This is a genomic window from Catellatospora paridis, from assembly GCF_009720365.1.
Lineage (GTDB): Bacteria > Actinomycetota > Actinomycetes > Mycobacteriales > Micromonosporaceae > Catellatospora > Catellatospora paridis.
This window is the reverse complement of record NZ_WBZD01000042.1, coordinates 29,516-48,781: the sequence shown is the minus strand read 5'-3', so window position 1 is coordinate 48,781 and position 19,266 is coordinate 29,516. Positions and strand designations below refer to the sequence as shown.

The 19,266-nt window shown below is 73.4% G+C and carries 13 protein-coding genes; 10 read left to right on the top strand and 3 right to left on the bottom strand.

The genetic code is table 11. The annotated features are described in order from the left end of the window. Positions 1–17: 17 nt before the first annotated feature. The 3 genes from F9C41_RS37235 to F9C41_RS37225 are packed head-to-tail and all read left to right on the top strand — an operon-like array spanning position 18 to position 3,585. Complete coding sequence (locus F9C41_RS37235) at positions 18–1,067, top strand: ABC transporter permease (protein ID WP_155391549.1); 1,050 nt, start codon at positions 18–20, stop codon at positions 1,065–1,067. Continuing rightward, complete coding sequence (locus F9C41_RS37230) at positions 1,064–2,080, top strand: ABC transporter permease (protein WP_155391548.1); 1,017 nt, start codon at positions 1,064–1,066, stop codon at positions 2,078–2,080. The genes F9C41_RS37235 and F9C41_RS37230 overlap by 4 nt, the downstream gene beginning before the upstream one ends. Continuing rightward, positions 2,077–3,585: a sugar ABC transporter ATP-binding protein gene (locus tag F9C41_RS37225; RefSeq protein ID WP_155391547.1), complete on the top strand. Its 1,509-nt coding sequence runs from the start codon at positions 2,077–2,079 to the stop codon at positions 3,583–3,585. The genes F9C41_RS37230 and F9C41_RS37225 overlap by 4 nt, the downstream gene beginning before the upstream one ends. A 52-nt stretch (positions 3,586–3,637) precedes the next feature. On the opposite strand, the gene F9C41_RS37220 is transcribed toward F9C41_RS37225, so the two are convergent. Then, positions 3,638–4,009 (bottom strand): TraR/DksA family transcriptional regulator, encoded by a 372-nt coding sequence (locus F9C41_RS37220; RefSeq protein ID WP_196280110.1) that lies wholly within the window; start codon positions 4,007–4,009, stop codon positions 3,638–3,640. A gap of 694 nt (positions 4,010–4,703) precedes the next feature. On the opposite strand from F9C41_RS37220, the gene F9C41_RS37215 reads away from it, so the two are divergent. From F9C41_RS37215 to F9C41_RS37205, 3 genes are read left to right on the top strand one after another with little or no spacing between them, the layout of a single operon-like run. Then, a complete protein-coding gene (locus F9C41_RS37215; protein ID WP_230690298.1) occupies positions 4,704–5,402 on the top strand; it encodes a M23 family metallopeptidase in 699 nt (232 codons plus the stop codon). A 41-nt stretch (positions 5,403–5,443) separates the two neighbouring features. Further along, entirely contained in the window at positions 5,444–8,590 is a 3,147-nt protein-coding gene (locus F9C41_RS37210; protein WP_155391545.1) for a hypothetical protein, read from the top strand. Beyond that, the gene (locus F9C41_RS37205) at positions 8,506–9,096 is read left to right on the top strand and encodes a hypothetical protein (RefSeq protein ID WP_155391544.1); all 591 of its coding nucleotides are present in this window, start codon (positions 8,506–8,508) and stop codon (positions 9,094–9,096) included. Before F9C41_RS37210 ends, F9C41_RS37205 begins: the two co-directional genes overlap by 85 nt. A 64-nt stretch (positions 9,097–9,160) precedes the next feature. Here F9C41_RS37205 and F9C41_RS37200 read toward each other — a convergent pair whose 3' ends face one another. Together F9C41_RS37200 and F9C41_RS37195 are read right to left on the bottom strand one after the other, a co-directional pair. After that, positions 9,161–10,015, bottom strand: a complete 855-nt coding sequence (locus F9C41_RS37200; protein WP_155391543.1) for an EAL domain-containing protein — start codon at positions 10,013–10,015, stop codon at positions 9,161–9,163. A 216-nt stretch (positions 10,016–10,231) separates the two neighbouring features. Further along, positions 10,232–13,039, bottom strand: coding sequence for an ATP-binding protein (locus F9C41_RS37195; RefSeq protein ID WP_230690297.1), 2,808 nt, complete (start codon positions 13,037–13,039; stop codon positions 10,232–10,234). Between the two features lie 84 nt (positions 13,040–13,123). Here F9C41_RS37195 and F9C41_RS41685 point away from each other — a divergent pair, with 84 nt between their 5' ends. The 4 genes from F9C41_RS41685 to F9C41_RS37175 all read left to right on the top strand — a co-directional run bounded on the left by F9C41_RS41685 (position 13,124) and on the right by F9C41_RS37175 (position 19,143). Then, positions 13,124–14,032, top strand: a complete 909-nt coding sequence (locus tag F9C41_RS41685) for a hypothetical protein (RefSeq protein ID WP_230690296.1) — start codon at positions 13,124–13,126, stop codon at positions 14,030–14,032. A gap of 115 nt (positions 14,033–14,147) precedes the next feature. Next, complete coding sequence (locus tag F9C41_RS37185) at positions 14,148–15,314, top strand: DUF559 domain-containing protein (protein ID WP_155391541.1); 1,167 nt, start codon at positions 14,148–14,150, stop codon at positions 15,312–15,314. After that, on the top strand, positions 15,311–15,973 hold the full coding sequence (locus F9C41_RS37180) for a hypothetical protein (protein WP_155391540.1): 663 nt from the start codon (positions 15,311–15,313) through the stop codon (positions 15,971–15,973). The genes F9C41_RS37185 and F9C41_RS37180 overlap by 4 nt, the downstream gene beginning before the upstream one ends. After that, complete coding sequence (locus tag F9C41_RS37175) at positions 15,970–19,143, top strand: ATP-binding protein (RefSeq protein ID WP_155391539.1); 3,174 nt, start codon at positions 15,970–15,972, stop codon at positions 19,141–19,143. Before F9C41_RS37180 ends, F9C41_RS37175 begins: the two co-directional genes overlap by 4 nt. Positions 19,144–19,266: the final 123 nt, after the last annotated feature.

The following is a 19,266-nucleotide window of genomic DNA, read 5'->3' as shown; positions in this document are numbered from 1 at the left end:
CACCCCCGGAGAGTGCAGTGAAGCAAGAGGACACCACCACCCCCGAGCAGCCGCGGCCGCCCGCGCGGCTGCCGCTGTGGGCCAACCCCCGGATCGGGCTCGTCGTGCTGCTGATCGCGCTCATCGCGCTGTTCACCACGCTGCGCCCCGCCTTCCTCAACACCCAGCTGACGCTGGTGCCCATGCAGGCCGACATCAGCGTGTACGCCGTGGTCGGGCTCTCCCAGCTCGCCGTGCTCTCCCTGGGCCACATGAACATGGCCGTGGGCCGTATGGCCGCGATGAGCGCCTTCGCCTCCGGCCTGCTGCACGACCGCCTCGACGCGCCGCTGATCCTGGCGCTCGCCGGGGGCCTGGCCATGGGCGCGCTGCTCGGCGCGCTGGCCGGGCTCATCATCTCGCGCACCGGCGTGAACTCGTTCGTGGTCACCCTGGCCCTGGACTTCGCCCTGATCGGCCTGGTCTCGCTGCTCTACGCCAGCTTCACCGACGGTGTGGCCTTCAACGGCCTGCCCGCGGGCATGTCCGCACTGCGCACCGACACCTTCGCCGACTACTGCGCCGGCGACGTGTGCGGGCCGGAGATCCCGCTGCTCGCCCCGATCGCGCTCGTCGCGGTCCTCGTGGTGGGACTGCTGTTCCGGTGGTCCCGGACCGGCCGCGAGGTGCTGATGGCCGGCTCCAACGCCAAGGCCGCCGAGCTGTCGGGCATCCCGGTGCGGCTGCGCACGATCCAGGCGCACGCGCTGTCCGGCCTGCTCGCCGGGCTGGCCGGGTTCCTGCTGTCGGCCAACAACGGCGCCTTCTCCGCGGGCGTCGGCGACGGCTTCCTGCTGCCGTCGTTCCTCGCCCCGGTGCTCGGCGGCACGCTGCTGGTCGGCGGCGCGGTGAGCGTGCTCGGCACGGTGCTCGGCACCGCCATCACCCAGGTCATCTACAAGGGCCTCAACCTGCTGCAGTTCCAGGTCGACGAGCTCAAGCTCTACATCGGGCTGGTGCTGCTGGCCGCGCTGTCGCTGGACCGGCTGCGCCACGTGCTCGCCGAGCGGCGGGGGGTGCCGGCATGACCAGCACCGTCGAATCCACCCCCACCCGGGCCGCCACCACGCCCGCCGCGGCCCCGAGCCGGCTGCGGCGCACCGTGCGCACCTCGGAGTTCACCCTGGTCGCGCTCGCGGTCATCGGCTTCGTCGCGCTGACGCTGACCACCGACGGCAACATGCTGTCCGCGGGCACCCTGGCGGCGTTCTTCCGCTTCCTCGCCGTACCGATGATCATCGGGTTGGCGCAGATGGTCGTGCTGGCCATCGGCCAGATGAACCTGTCGGTCGGCGTGCTCACCGGCTTCTGCGCCATGGTCGCCGCCTGGGCCATGCTGGAGGCCGGGCTGCCCGCACCGCTCGCGGTGGCCGGGGCGATGCTGCTCGGCGCGGCCGTCGGCCTGGGCAACGGGCTGCTGGTCGTGTTCACCAGGATCAACGCGTTCATCGTGACGCTGGCGACCATGACGATCATCGACGGGCTCCGGTACGGCGTCAACGGCCCCGGCACCTACCAGGACTACTCCGCCGGGCTCGAGGAACTCGGGCAGGCGTCGCTGTTCGGGCTGCCCGTGGTGTTCCTCATCGCCTGCGCGGTCGCCGCCATGGTCTGGTTCTTCTTCGCCCGTACCGTGCCCGGCCGGCACCTGCTGGCCAGCGGCGGCAGCCCGTTCGCCGCCCGGCTGTCCGGCGTGTCCAACGACCGCTCCATCGTGCTCGCGCACGCGCTGTCCGGGCTGCTGGCCGGGGTCGCCGCGGTGCTCACCCTGGCCCAGTCCGGCTCGGTGAACGCCACCATCGGCGACGACCTGCTGCTGCCCAGCTTCGCCGCGCCGATCATCGGCGGCGTCGCGCTGGCCGGCGGCGTGGTCAGCGTGCTGGGCACCAGCCTGGCCGCGTTCATCGTGCGGCTGGTCGACGTGGCCCAGGCCCAGTTCGCCATCAACCGGCGCTGGGTCGATCTCATCGTCGGCGCGGTGGTGCTCGGCGTGGTGCTGTCCGGCGCGATCCGGACCAAGCTCTCCCGGAGGTCGTCGTGATACTGCTGGCCGAAGGCCTCAGCAAGTCGTTTCCCGGCGTACGCGCGCTGGACGGCGTGACGCTGCAGCTCGCCGCGGGCAGCGTGCACGCGCTGCTCGGCGAGAACGGCGCGGGCAAGAGCACCCTGGTGAAGATCCTGACGGGGGTGTACCGCCCCGACGCCGGCCGGGTCGTGCTCGACGGGGACGACGTCCACTTCGGCAGCCCGCTCGAAGCGCTGCACGCCGGCATCGGGGTCGTGCACCAGGAACGCAACCTGGTGCCCGAGTTCTCCATCGCGGAGAACATCGCTCTGCAGCACCTGCCCAACCGCCTCGGCATGGTCGACCGGGCCCGGATGCGCGCCGAGGCGCGCCGCTGCCTGGGCCTGCTCGACCTCGACCTGGACCCGGACACCCGGGTCGCGGAGCTGTCGGTGGCCCAGGCACAGCTGGTCGAGATCGCCAAGGCGCTGTCCGTGGACACCCGGGTGCTGCTGCTCGACGAACCGACCGCGTCGCTCACCGGCGACGAGGCCGACCGGCTCTACGCCATCGTGCGCAAGCTGACCGCCACCGGGCACGCCGTGGTGCTGGTCAGCCACAAGCTCGAGGAGGTGTTCGCGGTCGCCGACACGGTGACCGTGCTGCGCGACGGGCGCAGCGTCGCGCAGGCGCAGCCGCTGTCGGGGTACACCCGCGACGAGATCGTGGACCTGATGGTCGGCCGGGCGTACGCCTCGGTCGAACTCACCGCCCGCACCGTGGACCGCGACGCGACCCCGGCGCTGGAACTGGCCGGGCTCGACACCCGCCACGGCCACCGCGACGTCTCGCTCACCGTCGCCCGTGGCGAGATCCTCGGCCTCTACGGCCTGGTCGGCGCCGGGCGCACCGAGCTGGCCAAGGCTTTGCTGGGCCTCGACGCGATCACCGGCGGCGAGGTCCGCGTGCATGGCACGCCGGTGCGCATCCGGGACGTGGGCGAGGCGCTGCGCCGCCACCGGATCGGCTACGTGCCCGAGGACCGCAAGGGCGAGGGCCTGTTCCTGGAGCAGCCGATCACCCGCAACGTCGGGGTGACGGTCTGGCGGCGGCTGGCCCGCTTCGGCCTCATCCCCGACAAGGCCGAACGCGACGTGGTCGCCGAGTACACCGAGCTGCTCGGCATCCGGGCCGCCTCGCCGAACCAGCTCGCCGGCCAGCTTTCCGGCGGCAACCAGCAGAAGGTCAGCCTCGCCAAGTGGCTCGCCGCGAGCTGCGACATCCTCATCGTGGACGAGCCGACGGTCGGCATCGACGTGCGCACCAAGGCCGCGTTCCACGAGCTGATCGCCCGGCTGGCCGGACAGGGCATGGCCATCCTGCTGATCTCGTCGGACCTGCCGGAGATCGTCACGCTGGCCGACCGGATCGCCGTGATGGGCGACGCGCAGGTGCGCGGCGAGCTGGTCAACGACCACGACTACGACGCGGTGAGCCAGCGCGTCATCCGCCTCATCCACGCCGCGCCCGCGCCGGTCTGACCGACGACGAAGGCCCGTCCCCGCGGGGACGGGCCTTCACGTCAGGGGACGGTCAGCGCCAGCGCTCGGCGGCCGCCTGGCACTTCACGCAGTGGGTCGACCAGGGCATGATCTCCATGCGCGCGGGCGGGATCTGCTGCCCGCAGCCGTCGCAGGTGCCCAGCGAGCCGCCCTCGAACCGGGCCAGCGCGTCGGACAGCTTGCGCATGTGGTCGTCGAGCGCCGCGGTCAGCAGGTCCTGCTGCTCGGTGTCGGAGACCATGGTGCCCGCGTCGGCGACGTCGCCGGGGCCCTGGTCGCCGGAGCGCCGCAGCTGCCGGACCGACTCGCTCTGCACCCGCAACTGCTCGGCGGCCTCTTCGTAGCGTGCCTTCAACAGCACGCCGAGCTGTGCCTGGTCGAGCGTGCCTTCCAGCGTTGTCATCATGCCTCCACTGTCTCGGTGCATCGTTGCTTCCCGATGCCACCGTCGGCCAAACCTCCGTTGCTAAGCGAGACAACGGATGCCGGGCTCTGCGGTTTCGGGTGAAGCGTGGCCATCGTGCGTCGCATGTCTGAGCTTTCGCTGAACGCCGAACCTGGAGACTGGCGCGGTCGCGTTATCCTGCCCGCCGCGCGCCCGGCGGCTGCGGCGGACGCGGGGCAGGGCGAGCCGAAATGCCCGATGGGTCCCGAGAAGTCGTGGCAGGTCGAGGGTGTGGCAGGCGTGCCGGCCACCTGTTCCGGTGAGGGCGGGCTGTCCGGTCCGGTGATACAGCCCACTGACCGGTTCTCGGCGGACCGCACCCGGAGCCGGGTGCCGCCCGCTCGCCCGAACCCGGTCACGTTCGACCGATCGGCGGGGAGTCTGTCCCGACCGTCTACATCGGGCGTACGGCACGCCGATGCCCACCGCCCGTCCCGCCCGCGGTCGGGTTCGCCGGGAGCGCGACGCCGCAGACGCGAAACATGAACGTGAGACGATTTGGGGATTTAGAGAGGTTTTTGGCATGTCTAGTGACTTGTGTCTAGTGCCCGATTTGGTTACGTTGTCCTGCAGTGCCATCCCTGGCGAGGGCGACTCGCCTGAAAAGGGGCTCCGGACGGTCCGGCGCCCGACGTGACCGAAGGGTGTGGTCGTGCGCTATCGGCCAGAGCTGGTCAGGGAGGCGGACCGCTACTGCGGGCGGCGCCGCGCGGGCACGCCATCGCGCAGCAGGTACGCCACGGTGCTGGCCACCGCCGCCGCGGGTGCGGGCATCGTGGCCTTCGGCGCCGCGGCCGTCGTGCCCGACGCCAAGGCCGACGCCCCCGGCGACCACATGGCGGCGTTCAGCGAGGCGGCCCGCGCTGACATCGCCGCCCGCCCCAACCGCGGCGACCGCCAGCTCAGCACGTCGATCAGCCAGGAGGCCCCCGACGCGTGGGTGCTGCCGCTGCACGACTACACGCTGAGCTCCCGCTACGGCATCCGCTGGGGGCGGCCGCACCGCGGACTCGACCTGGCCGGGCTGCCCGAGGGCACGCCGTACATGGCGGTGCGCGGCGGGGTGGTGGTTCAGGCCGGCTGGAACGGCGGCTACGGCAACTCGATCATCGTCGACCACGGCCACGGCCTGCAGACGCTGTACGGGCACTCCAGCCGCGTGCTGGTCAAGCCGGGCGACCGGGTCCAGGCCGGTGACGTCATCGGCATGACGGGCAACACCGGCTACTCGTACGGAACCCACCTGCACCTGGAGATCCACGTCGACGGCGTCGCGCACGACCCGATCACCTGGTTCAAGAAGCACGGCGTCGACTTCGAACTCGAACTCGAAGAGGTCTACGGCTCCTGACGACCGCGCCGGCCCTGGCGCGTGATCGTTACACTGCCGCGATGGCGGGGGAGTGGGCAGGCGTCGACCGGCTGATCGCCGAACGGGCGGCCACGCCCTACCCCGGGGCGCCCGAGCCCGGCGCCGACGACCTGGCGAACCTGCTGCTGGAACTCGACCCCGCGCAGTTCGACCGCTGGCTGCGGCACACCGTCGCCGAACTGCACCCGGCCGCCGAACGCGCCGACCGGCTCCGCCTGGGCACGGTGCTCGCCCCGGACCACCCGCTGCGGGTGGCCGCCGATGCGCTGCGTACCTGGTACACGGGCACCGACCCGGCCGAACCGGTCATCCTGCGGGCCGCCGGACCGCCCGGCCGGGAGACGATCGCCCTGCTGCGCCTGCGCGGCCACGCGCTGCGGCTGGCCGCGTCGGCGAGCAGGCTGCGCGAACACGCCGACACGGCGGGGTGGACCGTCCCGCAGCGGCGGCTCGCCCTGCAGCACCGGCTCGGCGCGGGCGCGAAAGGCCTGCAGGAGCAGGTCATCGACCGGTACACGACCGGCGTCGGCTGGCGGGAGGTCACCGCTGAGCTGTACGCGGCCGCCGGCTGCGACCCCGCCCTGCACCGGCGGCTCACCAACGCCCGGGCCTGGCCGCTGGCCGTGATCCGCGCGCTGCGCCGCGGCGGGCAGCCGCCCGTGCTCGACGTCGACCCCGGCCCGCCGCCGGCGGACATCCGGCCCGCCGGTCCCACGCCCGCGGCCGAGTCCGGCTGGGAGCAGGCGCTGGCCCAGGCGGTCGCGGCACTCACCCCGGTGCAGCGGTCCGGCCGCTGCGCCGCCCTCGTCGCGCGCGCGGACGCGCTCTGGGGGCGCATGCAGGAGCTGCGCGCCCTGGCCGACCCGGCCGCCCGGACCGTGGCGGAGGGAGCGGCCCCGCCCGTGCCGGAACCGCCGGTCACCCGGCGCAGCCGCCCCACCGACAGCCGGCCCGCGCTGGACTGGGCACATCTGGCGCTGGCGCGGTGCCGGGCCGTCACGGCCGCCGCGCACGCGGCCGACGCCGAGACCGATGCCGGGCTGCTCACGACCGCACGGCTGCTGGTCGACGCGCAGTGGGCGGGCGGGGTGGCCCTGGGCTACCTGTTCCCGGGCATCGACGACGACACCGTGCTGGCCGTGGCCGCCCGGCATCTCCAGCACGACCGCGCCGCGCTGCTGACCGACCTGGGCGGTCCACCGACGCCCCGCTCCGGCGGTCACCGCAGTCTCGGTGCGGCCGGTGTGCTCGCCCCGCGGCAACCGACCGCGCCGCCGTCCGACGACCTGCTCGGCCGCCTCTACCCGGCGTCGGCCGAGCAGTTGGCCCGCTACCTGTCGCGGGTGCTGACCACGGCCGCGGACAAGGCCGACCCCTACCGCACCCACCGCGGCAGGCTCGCCCGGGAGGTCGCGGCAGCCCTGCCGGAGCCGGTCGAGCCGGACCGGGTCGTGTCGGCGTGCCACGTGCATCCGCAGGAGGACGACGGCGACCTGCTGGCCTACGCGGCGGTGCTGTGCGGTCGCGCCGCGAGCCGGGCCGCCGCCGCGGTGCGCGAGGTCAACGGGCGGCTGCTGGGCAACCCCTGGGAGGGCGCGTTCGCGGCCGAGCCGGACCTGGCCGAAGGCCTGCGGGCGCTCGGGCTGCACGGGGCGCGGCACGGCCTGCCCGCCGACTGGCTCGCCGCCGCCTGGCAGGCCACGGCCGACAGCGGCTGCCGGTGGCCGATCGGCGCGACCGTACGCTGGCCGGCCGGCGACGCCGACCTCACGCCGATCAGCGGCGTGCCCGTGCTGCGCTGGCAGGTCGCGCACACCGAGCACGGCAACCCCGCCGACGCGCCGCCCGGCATCATCGTCAACGGGCACGGGCTGCTCGTCTGGCGCGACGGCCAGCGCGGCCACCAGCCGTACGACCCGGACAGCGGCCGCACCCGCCGCCGCGGCCACGGCCGTCTCCTCGGGTACGCCGACCGCACCGTGCACGCCGAGTCGTTCGACCTGCCGTACCAGGTCGACGTCATCACCGACGCCGAGGTCTCCGGCCGTCCGTCGCCCGGCCCGGTTCCCGCGCCGCCGCCGCTGCGCTCGCACGACGGTCTCGTCGTGCAGGCCGAGTGCCGGGCCGGTGCGCTGACCTACCACGCCGCCGGCACCGCCGTGCGAGCCGTGGCCGCCGACGGCATGCTGTGCTGGGAGGTGCGGCTGGAGGACCTGCTCGGCGACGGCGGCGCCCGCCCGGACCGCTACCCCGCGGACCTCGGCGACGAAGGATTCGGCATCCGGGCGATGACCGCCGCCGACCGCCGGCTCTACCTGCTGACCACCGGACGGCAGCTGCTCTGCCTGGAGCAGGCGGCCCCGGAGGAGCAGCCGCCCCCGCGCCGGCCCGCCGCGCCGCACCGGTCGCCGGGCACGCGGCTCAGCGAGCGGGTCGAGCAGCTCACCGGCTACCGGTACGTGGCGCGGGTGTCGTTCGGCGAGGAGATCGCGCTGGTGTTCGACACCGAGCCGTTCACCGCCGAGCGGGTCTACGCACAGCTCACCGAGCGCGGCTACCAGCTGGTCAGGGTGACCGCCAGCGGCCGGGGCTGGAGCGCGAAGGCGGCCCGGCTCGCACCCGAACGGATCCGGTTGTACGCCGCGGCCGATGACGATGCCAAGTGGTACACGATGGTCGACTGGCCCACCCGGTCGGCCCTCGACCACGCCCACCGGCGCTGGTTCCGCTGGTCCAAACCGGACAGCACCCACGACGACGACCGCTACCTGTACGTAAGCGAGGAGATCGCGCGGCGGGTCGCCCCGGCCATGGGCGCGGTGCTGCCCGACCCGGCCGACTTCGAGACCATCCGCCGGCACACCGGCGAGCGCCGCAGCCGCTTCGAACGGCGGCCGAAGGATCTGTACGAGACCCGGCGGCAGCAGTTCGCACCACGGTTGCGGGAGCTGCGCGCCCAGGCGGCGGAGCTGGCCGAACGGCTGCCCGCGCGCGAGGACGCGATCGGCTCCTACCGGCCCGAGGCCCGGCGCGCCGCCGGGCATCCCGTCACCGCTGCCGCGCTCGGCGAGCCTTCCCGCTGGTGCGCTTCCAGTACGGCTTCTTCGGCAAGGGCACCCGCTACCTGTCGCAGCGGGTCGCCGTGGCCACCGCCGAGGGGCCGGTGACCTTCGACGTGGAGATCGACGCCTTCACCCGGGTGCTGGAATACCTGGCGGTGACGCCGTTCTGCCCCGACGAGGGCTACGTGATCGACGCCCACGATCTCGACCCGATCGCCCGCTCCGCCAAGGTCGACCGATACCACCTGGGAATCTTCGGCACCGGGCAGTTCTTCCCGGTCTCGCCGTACCGGCTGCGGGTGCACCTCGCCCACGACGCGCCCGCCGGGTCCGCGGCGGCCCGGTTCGCCGAAGGGCTGTGGCTGGAGCTGTCCTTCCCGGACGGCAGCGCCTACCGGGCGGCCACCTACCGCAGCGAGAAGGCCGGCCGGGTGTACGAGCAGTGGGTGCCCGTCGCGCACGGGCTGCTGCCGGTCGTCGCCGGACTGGCCCCGGAATGGGTGTCGATCCAGGTGCCCGAGCAGCTCGAACTGCTCGCCGGGGTGACGGCCGTGCTGCGGCAGCTGCCGGACGCGCCGCGACCGTCGGCCGTGCACTACTTCGAGGAGTGAGGCAGGAGCGGCCACGGCGTGCGGCGGCGGGCGGTCGGCACCCCGCCGCCGGCGGGACCGCCGTTCACGCGGCGAGCAGAGTGCCGGTCAGCGCGGCGAGGGTGAGCGGCATGGCGAGGTGGTAGCCCTGCGCATAGGACACGCCCAACCGGGCCAGGGCGGCGAACTGGTCGCCGGTCTCGACGCCTTCGGCGGTGACGTGCAGGCCGAGGCTCCGGGCCAGTTCGGCGAGCATCCGGACGATGGCGTGATCACGCGGGTTGTGCAGCATGCCCGCCACGAACTCCTTGTCTATCTTGATGCCCTGGATGGCCAGGCGGGACAGGTAGCGCAGGTCGGTCGCGCCCGCGCCCATGTCGTCGAGCGCCACCCCGATGCCGCGCTCGATCAGTTTCTCCAGCCGCGGCCGGGCGTCGATGAGCGTCTTCAGGTCGGCGCCCTCGGACAGCTCCAGCCGCAGCCGCCGCGCGGCCAGCCCGGCGCGGCGCAGGGCGGCGGTGACCAGTTCGGTGAAGTCGGTCGCCAGGGTCGGCGCGGACAGGTTGACGTTGACGTGGGCGGGCACCGCCTCACCCAGCGCGGCGTCGAGTTCGACCATGTCGCGGCAGGCGCGATCCAGCACCCAGCGGTCGAGCAGCGGCAGGTGACCGCCGTGCTCGGCGGCGGGCAGGAACCGGTCGGGGCTGATCAGGCCCAGCGTCGGGTGCTGCCAGCGCACCAGGGCCTCGACCGCGACCACCGCGCGATCGGCGACCCGCACGATGGGCTGGTAGAGCAGCCGCAACTCGCCGTGGGCGACGGCCTGGGCGACGGTGCGGCCGGCCACGCGGGCCGGGTCGGCCGGTCCATCGCCGGCAGGCGGTCCCAGCGTGTAGGCATCGGCGGTGCTGGGGAAGGAGGTCATCGGGTCGTAGGTCATCACGTGCAGGCTCCTGTCGGGCAAGCTCGGCGGGTTCCGCCGGACGTCCTCCTCGGCGAGGACATGCCCAACTATCGCGTCCCGGGCAGTGCGGTCGAGCCGGTGCGCAACCCCGGTCGAGGGGCACTGGTCGGTTTCCCGGGTACCCGGGCCGGGACCGGGCCCCGTCCCGGATTCGGCCCGGGTGTCCGATTCCAGGGGCGCCCGGTGACCCTGTCAGCCGGGTGAACCGGCTTGCGAAGGCACCCACACCGTGTCGAGCCCGGCGTCGATCGTCGCGTCGCGCAGCTCCCGGCGCGAGTTGATGGCCAGCTTGGTGTACACCTTGCGCAGGTGCCACTCGACCGTACGGGGGCTGATGAACAGCTCGGCCCCGATCTCGGTGTTGGTGCGCCCGTCCCGGGCCAGTGACGCGATCAGCGCCTCCTGCGGCGTCAGATCGAGCGCCGAATCCGCGGTGCGCCTGCGGACCGTCTCACCGGTCGCCAGCAGTTCGTTGCGGGCGCGCTCGCCGAACGCCTCGGCGCCCATGAGCGTGAGCATGTCGTGGGCGCGGCGCAGGTGCTCGCGGGCGTCCGCCCGGCGGTTCTCGCGGCGCAGCCATTCCCCGTACACCAGATGCGCCCGGGCCAGGTGCGCGTTCATGTGGCAGGCCGTCAGCCGGTGGATCGCCTCCCGGTAGAGCTCCTCGGCCGCCGCGCCCTCGCTCAGCAGCGCTCGCGAACGGGCCTCGGTGCCCAGCGCCCACTGCGTGCCGCTGGCCTGCGTCCGCTCGGTGAGCTCCTCCAGCGCCTGCCCCGCGATGCCCGGCCGCTCCGCCCGGGCGGCGGCCTCGACCAGTTCCGGCAGCGTCCACGACCGGGCCACCAGATTGTCACCGGCGGTCGCCCGCTGTGCGGCGCCCAGCGCGGAGGAGTAGCGGGCCAGCCCGTTGTCCAGCACTGCGCCGGCGTACTCCGTCAGCACGAGAGCGCTGCCCTCCCCCCGGGGGAATGCGTCCTGGATGCCGTCCTGGGTCAGTTTCGCGGTGCGGGGCTGGTCGCCCTGCCAAGCGGCCAGGATGGTCGGCGTGTAGGGCGGGGGTGCCACCCGGACGGCGGCGTCGAATGCGGCGGCCTCCTCGATCAATGCCGCCGCGGCGGTGAAGTCTCCCGCCTGGACGTAGTAGCTGCCGAGATAGTCCAGCGCCAGCGGCAGCCGGTTCAGCGTCCCCGCCGTACGGGCCGCCTTGACCTGGGTGTCGAGCAGGTCCAGCCATGCCGCGTTATCCCACAACTCCGCCGCGACCAGCGATGCGGTCAGGCAGACCCAGGTGAGGCCCTCGGTGCTGGTCCAGTGGGCCTCCAGCGCCCGCCGCAGGGTGGGCGCCGCCGCGGCGTATCCCTCGGTGAACTGTGCCGACAGTCCGTCGAGCAGGAGGTCCACGGGATCCAGGGAGCCGGGTTCGGCGGGTGCCGAGCGAGCAGCCTCGGCCACCGCACGCGCCCCGAACTCGGGTTCCAGCCGCCCGGCACCGGCGAAGATCGCCGCCATCAGCGCCTCCAGATAGGTCTCCCGAGCCAGCGGGAGGCCGAGCGGGGTCAGCCGCTGGGCGGCGTGCAGCAGCAGGCCCGGCGCGTCACTGCCACGGCTGAGGGCGAACGCCAACTGCGCGCGCAGGCGTTCCAGCCGCGCCTGCTGGAGCCGGTCGAGTGGACTCATCTGTGCTGTGGAGAGCATCTCGTAGGCCATGTCGAACGCTCCGGCCGTGAACGCCGCCTGGGCGGCGGTCACGGCCCGCCCGCCCCGCAGGCTGAGGTCGGGCGTGAGTTCGGCGGCCCGCCGCAGGAACGCCGCGGCGGCCGCGGCGCCGCCGCGGGACTGCGCCCGCGCGGCTGAGCGCTCCAGGTCCTCGGCCACCGATTCGTCCGGACTCGCCGTCGCGGCCGCGAGGTGCCAGGCGTACCGGTCCGGGTCCACCTGGCGATCGGTCGCCTCGGCCAGCGCGAGGTGCACCCGTTGCCGCTCGTCCGGCGACGCGGACCGGTAGACGGTGGAGCGCACGAGCGGGTGGGCGAAACGCACCCGGGTGCCCACCGTGAGCAACCTGGCCGCCTCCGCCGGCGCCGCCGCATCGGTGGTAAGGCCCAGGCCGGCTGCGGCACGCCACAGCAGGGCCGGATCACCCACCGGGTCAGCGGCGGCCACCAGCAGCAACTGCCTGGTCTGCGGGGGCAGTGTGCCTAGGCGGCGCAGATAGCACCGCTCGATCCGGCTGGTCCGGCTGGTCGGCGACCGACTCGTGGGCAAGCCGAATCCGCCGGCCAGTTCCGGCAAAGTGAGGTCGGTCGGCAACTCCAGCAGGGCCAGTGGGTTGCCGCGGGACTCCTCCAGGATCCGCTCGCGGACGCGCTCGTCCAGCGGTCCGGGGATCGCCGACGCCAGCAGCGAGCGCGCGTCGCGATCATCGAGCCCCGTCAGGGTCAGTTCCGGCAGGCCGACCAGCTCACCGTCATCGGGCTCAGGTTCGCCGTCGGTGGTACGCACCACGAACACCAGGGCGATCGGGTCGGCCATCAGCCGTCGCGCGACGAAGGCCAGGGCCTGCGCGGAGGCCCGGTCCAGCCACTGGAAGTCGTCGACGAGGCAGACGAGTGTCCGGGTGTCCGCCACTTCGGACAGCAGGGTCAAGGCCGCCAGCCCCACCAGGAAACGATCCGGGGCAGACCCCTCGGCGAGCCCGAACGCGCTGCGCAGCGCGTCACGCTGCGGCACCGGCAGGCCGTCGATGTGGTCGAGCATCGACATGCAGAGCTGATGCAGGCCCGCGTAGGCCAATTCCATCTCCGGCTGCACGCCTGATATCCGGATGATTCGACTATTCGCTGCTTTATCGGCCACATAGTCCAGCAGTGCGGTCTTGCCCTCGCCGGGCTCACCGCGTACCACCAGGACCGCGTGCCTGCCCTCGTGGACATCCTCCAGCAGCCGGTCGAGCATGTCGCACTCGGCGCGCCGACCGTACAGCCCATGGACCGGATTCATACCGGACATCTCCACCGTAGAATTTCGTCCGATTTCAGGGTAATCCTCGGGAGATCGGGCTGGGCGGAAACCGGGGTGCCGCGCGTGGCCGCCGCGCCTAACATGGCCGCCGTGCATGCGCCGAACCTGCCCTTCCGCTGGGACGTGGTGACCCCGGACCAGATCGGGCGACTGCTCGACGGGGTCGAGCCGCCGCCGCTGTGGTATGCCGACGACCTGCTCGCCTGCACGGGCCGGGTCATCGCCCGCAGCGGCGACGCCGACCTGATCTTCGTCGGCCGGTCCCTGGACTCGATGTACGACCTGCTGGGCGGAGCGCTGGCGGGCACCTCCTGGCGGGACCGCACGCACCGGTTGCCGCTGTCCTTCAACGCCGGCGGCCGGTGGGACGGGCGCCGGTTCCGGCCGAGGCGGATCAGCGGACCGCAGCTGGCGCAGGCGCGCCTGATCCTCGACCAGCTGGGCCTCAGCCCGCACGCGCTCGCCCGGCGTGCCCGGCCGGTGGCCTTCGTCGACGTCGTCCACGGCGGGGACACCTTCGGTGAGCTCTACGCGCTGCTGCGGTCGTGGATCGAGCGCGAGCGGGAGCCGTGGGGGGTGATCCGGCAGAAGCTGCGGTTCGTCGGGGTCACCTCGCGCCGCGCCACCAGTCCGAAGACCTGGCGCTGGCAGCAGCACGCCGACTGGACCCGCGAGCTGCCCGCGCGATCGGTGCGCAACGTGTCGCTCGACGCGTGGGTGTGGTCCTACCTCGGCGACAGTCAGGTAAAGCTGACCCGGACGTTCCAGCCGCCGCACTGGCTCGCGCAGGCGCCCGGCCCGCAGCGGGACGAGTCGACCCGGCTCGCCCTGGCCGAGGCGTTCGCGCTGGTCGAACTAGGTCGTTCGGGGCGGGCGCGGCGGGCGCTGGTTCGCGCGATGACCGGTGAGCCCGCGATGGCTCAGCCGTGGTCGCGCGCGCTCATCGGACAGCTGTCCACCGGTTCGGGATAGGACGAACCGGCAGTCTTCACGGCCCGACAGCGTTGTCTCGGGCCGAATGTCGGGTTGCCGTCTACCCAGTGCAGCGACAGAATCACCAGGAGTCGCAGCTGGGAGATCTCTGGGCATGACACCACATTGGACGCATACGCCGGCAGGCCGGGTCACCCGCCTGCGGGGCGCGTCCACGGAGGTGATCGAGCTCGCGCTGACCCCGCTGCCCGCCGACGCACCCGCGGTGGTGACCTTCCGCCCCCCGCTGGCGGCGACCGCCGCCGAGGTCGTCGCCTGCGCCCTGGACGAGCTGGAGGCGGCCGCGCTGCGGCTGTTCCCGGCCTGGCTGCCCGCGGCCGAGCACCTCGAAGGGCCGGGTGGGGCGGGCGTGCCCGCGGTGCGCGCCCTGGCGCTGGAGCTGGCCGCCACCACCCGCCACTTCGGCCCGTTCCTCGCCGACCTCGCCGAGCAGGCACTGCGCGACCGGCAAGGGTCCCCGGTGCCGGGTTCCGAGTCCGCCGCCCAGCGGGAGGCGGCCCGGCCCGGTGTCGAGCGGCAGTCGGCGGATGGCGGAGCACGCCGAAGGCCGATCGCGGTCCGCTTCGCCCCCGAGGTGCGCGCGGCCGGGCTGGCCCGGGTCGTCGCCGAGAGCTACCGGCGGGCGGGCGCGGCGCTGCTGGTCGACGTGCCCCACGGGCTGGACCCGGGGCGGCAGCGGGCACTGGCCGCCGCGGGGGAGTGGCTGGCCGCGCACGGCGGCTTCACGGTGTGGCTGGCCGGAGCCGACCTGCCCGCGGCGGGACGCGTCACGGCGTACCCGGTGCGGCTGCCCGAGCATGTCGTGGAGCTGGTCGCCACGTCGGGCGGCGACACGGCAGGCGACGTCGCGGCAGGCGACGGTCCGGCCATCGGGCCCGCCCCGGCGACGCTGACGTATCCGCCGGTCGAGGGTCGCCCGCGGGCGGACAGCGCCGCCGAGACCGCGCTGGAGGCGGCGCTGGTGCAGGCGGCCTGGGCCGCGGGCCGGGTCTGGAACCGCCGGTACGCGGCCCGCCCGCACTACATCATCGACCTGGTCTGGCCCGGCGAGCGGTGCGCGGTCGAGATCGACGGCGACGACCACCGCGGACCCCACAAGTTCGCCCACGACCGACGGCGCGACGTGCTGCTGCAGCTCGACGGCTTCGCCGTGCTGCGGTTCACCAACCGCCAGGTCCTCACCGAACTCGGCCAGGTGCTGGCACACCTGGAGCAGTACCTCCGATCCCGACGCACCGACGCGCACAAGGAGAACAAATGACCAAGCTCAAGCCCTCGGAGAAGGCGTGCCTGCTGCTGCTCATGTCGGAGGCCCGTGAAGTCTCCAACACCGAGCTGCGCGAGCGCTATGACGGCTTCTCGATCCAGGGTGCGGACAGCCGAGCCCTGGTCGAGAACGGGTTCGCCACCAAGCGCAAGGGCGCCAAGGGCGCGCTGGTGCACGAGCTGACCGACGAGGGCTGGGCGCAGTGCAAGCGGGAGCTGGACGCGGAGTTCGTCAAGGGTGCGGGCCCGGCCTACCCGGCGCTGCACGCGCTGCTCGGCGCGGTCGACCGCTACCTGCGCCGGGCCGAGCTGAGCCTGCCCGACCTGTTCACCGCCAGCACCCCGCCGCCCGCCCCGCAGCCGGTGACCAAGATCAAGCCGGTGGTCAAGCGCGGGCTGGAGAAGCGGGTGCGGACCGCGTACGACAAGCTCGCTGATCAGCCGCAGGCCTGGGTCAGCCTCACCGACCTGCGCCGGGAGCTGTCCGGGGCGTCGGCGGCGGAGGTCGACGCGGCGCTGATGAAGATGGCGGTGGCGCGCACCATCGTGCTGGTGCCCGAGGACAACCAGAAGACCCTGACCGACGAGGACCGCGCCGCCGCGATCCACATCGGTGGTGAGGACAAGCACCTGCTGTCGATCGAGGCCGAGTGAATCCCGACGAGCGCCGGGCGCTGTCGAACCTGCGGTTCGACGTCGCCCCGGTGCCCGACGACGTCTGGCGCGGCTCGCCCTTCCACGTCGAAGCCCTGCACGACGACGTGGTGCGGCACATCCTGCACGGCCTCGACGATGCCCGGCGCAGCCCCGACGGCAGCCCCATCGGCATCGCCATGCAGGGGCAGCCGGGATCGGGCAAGACGCACCTGCTGGGCTGGGTCCGCGAGCAGACCCAGCGCGGCGGCGGCTACTTCTTCCTCGTCGGGTTGCTGGACGGGGCGGCGTTCTGGCACAGCGCCACCCTGGCCGTGGTCAACGGCCTGCAACGCGACCACCTCGGCCAGGGCAGCCAGCTGTCGGTGTTCCTGGACCGGCTGTGCACCGCGGCCGAGGTCCCCGAGGCGACCGCGTCGGCGGTCACCGGCCGTGCCCCGCTGACCCGGGCCCACCTCGACGAGTTCGCCGCCGCGCTGCGGCGCTTCGACGGCCCCGTCGGCATGGCCTGCCACCACACCGCGCGGGCGCTCGCGCTGCTCGGGGCGGCCGATGATCCGGCCGCGCAGGACGTCGGCTATACGTACCTGCAGTCGATGCAGGAGATGGAGCCGGGGGAGCGGCAGCAGTGGGGCATCCACCCGGTGCAGAAGCCGCCGCAGCTGGTCATGCAGGAGATGTCGCAGCTGCTGGCGCTGACCGGTCCGACGGTGGTGGCCATCGACCAGATCGACACGCTGGTCGCCCAGCTGTGGAACACGGCCGCGGGCAAGGAGCTGGGCCAGGAGAGCGCCGAGCAGACCCAGCTGATCAACCAGATCGCGGACGGGCTGATGGCGCTGCGCCAGACCACCCGGCGCACGCTGACCGTGCTGGCCTGCCTGCCGTCGACGTGGACGCTGATCCGTACCCGGGCCACCAAGTCGGTCGCCGACCGGTTCCGCGAGCCGGTCACGCTCAAGGGCATCGCCAGCGCCGACATCGCCCGCGACATCGTCGCCAAGCGTTTCGCGGTGCGCTTCGCCGAGCACGGCTTCATCCCGCCGTATGCCACGTGGCCGGTGCGGGAGTCGGCGTTCGCCGAGGCGACGGTGTTCACCCCGCGGCTGCTCATCAACCGGATCAACGACCACGTGCAGGCCTGCCTGCGCGAGGGCGCGGTGCGCGAGCTGGCGGGCTTCACCGAGCCCGAGAACCCGGTCGCGGTGCTGGTCGCCGACGAGGTGCTGGACGACAAGCTGGACCGGCGCTTCGCGGAGCTGCGCGAGTCCGTCGACGTCGCCGCGGCGCTGGCCGGTGCCACCGAGGACGGCGAGATGCCCGCGCTGCTCACCGCGGGGCTGTCCGCCTGGATCGAGGAGCTGGGCGAGGCCGGGCGGGCGTTTCGGGTCGATCCGCCGCAGGGTGGCAAGGTGCCGCTGCACGCCCGGCTGCGCCGCAGCCTGGATGAGGCCACCGAGGACGAGCAGCACTGGTCGTTCCGGGCGATCGCGCACACCAACGCGATCGCCGCGCTGTCGCGCCTGCAGGCGGCCCGTACCAGCGCGGGCCTGAGCCGGGGCATCGGCAAGCGCAAGCTGTTCCTGCTGCGCAACGCCGACTGGAACAAGGGCGCCAAGACGCAGGAGGCCCTGAAGGCGTTCGCGCTGGACGGCGGCACGCGCCTCAGCATCGGCGAGGACGACCTGCGCACCTTCGCCGCGCTGCGGCAGTTGCTGGCCGAGCGGGACTCCGGGCTGGCCGGCTGGCTGGCCGCGCGCCGCCCGGCGGGCCGCACGATGCTGCTGCGTACCGTGCTCGGCGAGATCGTGGCCGAGATAGCGGCGGCCGGGGAGACCGCTGAACGCCGCCGGGGGCGTGCGGTCCACCTGACGCCCGTGCGCGACGCGGACGACGTGGAGGTCGAGCGGGATGCCGCGGCGCAGCCGGGAGCTGCTGATTCGGTGCACACGATCACCCTGGGCAGCGGGTTCGACGACGGGGAGCCGGTCCGGCTGGATCTGGAGTCGTTGCGCAAGCACACGGCGATCTTCGCCGGTTCCGGGTCCGGCAAGACCGTGCTGATCCGGAGGCTGATCGAGGAGTGCGCGCTGGCCGGCGTGTCCACGATCGTGCTGGATCCCAACAACGACCTGGCCCGGCTCGGCGACGCCTGGCCCGAGCCGCCCGCGGGCTGGTCGGACGGCGACGCGGCGCGCTCGGCGGAGTACCTGGCGCACACCGACGTGGTGGTGTGGACGCCGCGGCGGGAGTCGGGGCGTCCGCTGAGCTTCCAGCCGCTGCCGGAGTTCGCGACCATCCGCGACGACGCCGACGAGTTCGGCGCGGCCATCGACGCCGCGGTGGCCAGCCTCGCGCCGCGGGCGAAGGTGGACGGCACCACCGCGAAGGCGCTGCGCGGGCAGGCGGTGCTCAACGAGGCGCTGCGGCACTTCGCCCGCAGCGGCGGCGAGGGCATCCGGGCATTCGTCGGGGTGCTCAGCTCCCTGCCGGACGGGGTGAGCCAGCTGGAGGACGCCGAGAAGATCGCGTTCGAGCTGTCGCAGAACCTGACCGCGGCGATGGTGACCGACGCCCTGTTCGGTGGCGGCGGCGCGCCGGCCGACCCGGGTCTGCTGCTGACACCCGCGCCCGGCAAGCGCGCCCGAGTGTCGGTGATCAGCCTGGTCGGGCTGCCGTCGGAGCAGCAGCGGCAGGGCTTCGTCAACCAGTTGCAACTGGCGCTGTTCGCCTGGATCAAGAAGAACCCGGCCGGCGACCGGCCGCTGGGCGGGCTGCTGGTGATGGACGAGGCGCAGACCCTGGCCCCGTCCGGGCCGATGACCGCGTGCACGCAGAGCACGCTGGCGCTGGCCTCGCAGGCGCGCAAGTACGGCCTGGGCCTGGTCTTCGCCACGCAGGCGCCCAAGGGCCTGCACAACCGGATCTCGGGCAACGCCGCGACGCAGTTCTTCGGGCTGCTCAACGCCCCGGCGCAGATCGAGGCGGCGCGGGAGATGGCGCGGGCCAAGGGCGCGGACGTGCCGGACATCTCGCGGCTGGGCACCGGCGAGTTCTATGCCTCGGGGGAGGGTTTCGCGTTCCGCAAGATGCGCGGATCGCTGTGCCTGAGCCACCACCCGAAGAGCCCGCTGACGACGGAGGAGGTCGTCGAGCGCGCCCAGCGATAGGCGATCTCCAGATGTGACGGGCCGCCCCGGCCGACTGGCGGGGCGGCCCTTCGCTGTGCCACTATGGCAACAGTTCTAGAACAGTTGGAGGAACTGTGGGTGCCATCACCGCCGCGGGCCTGC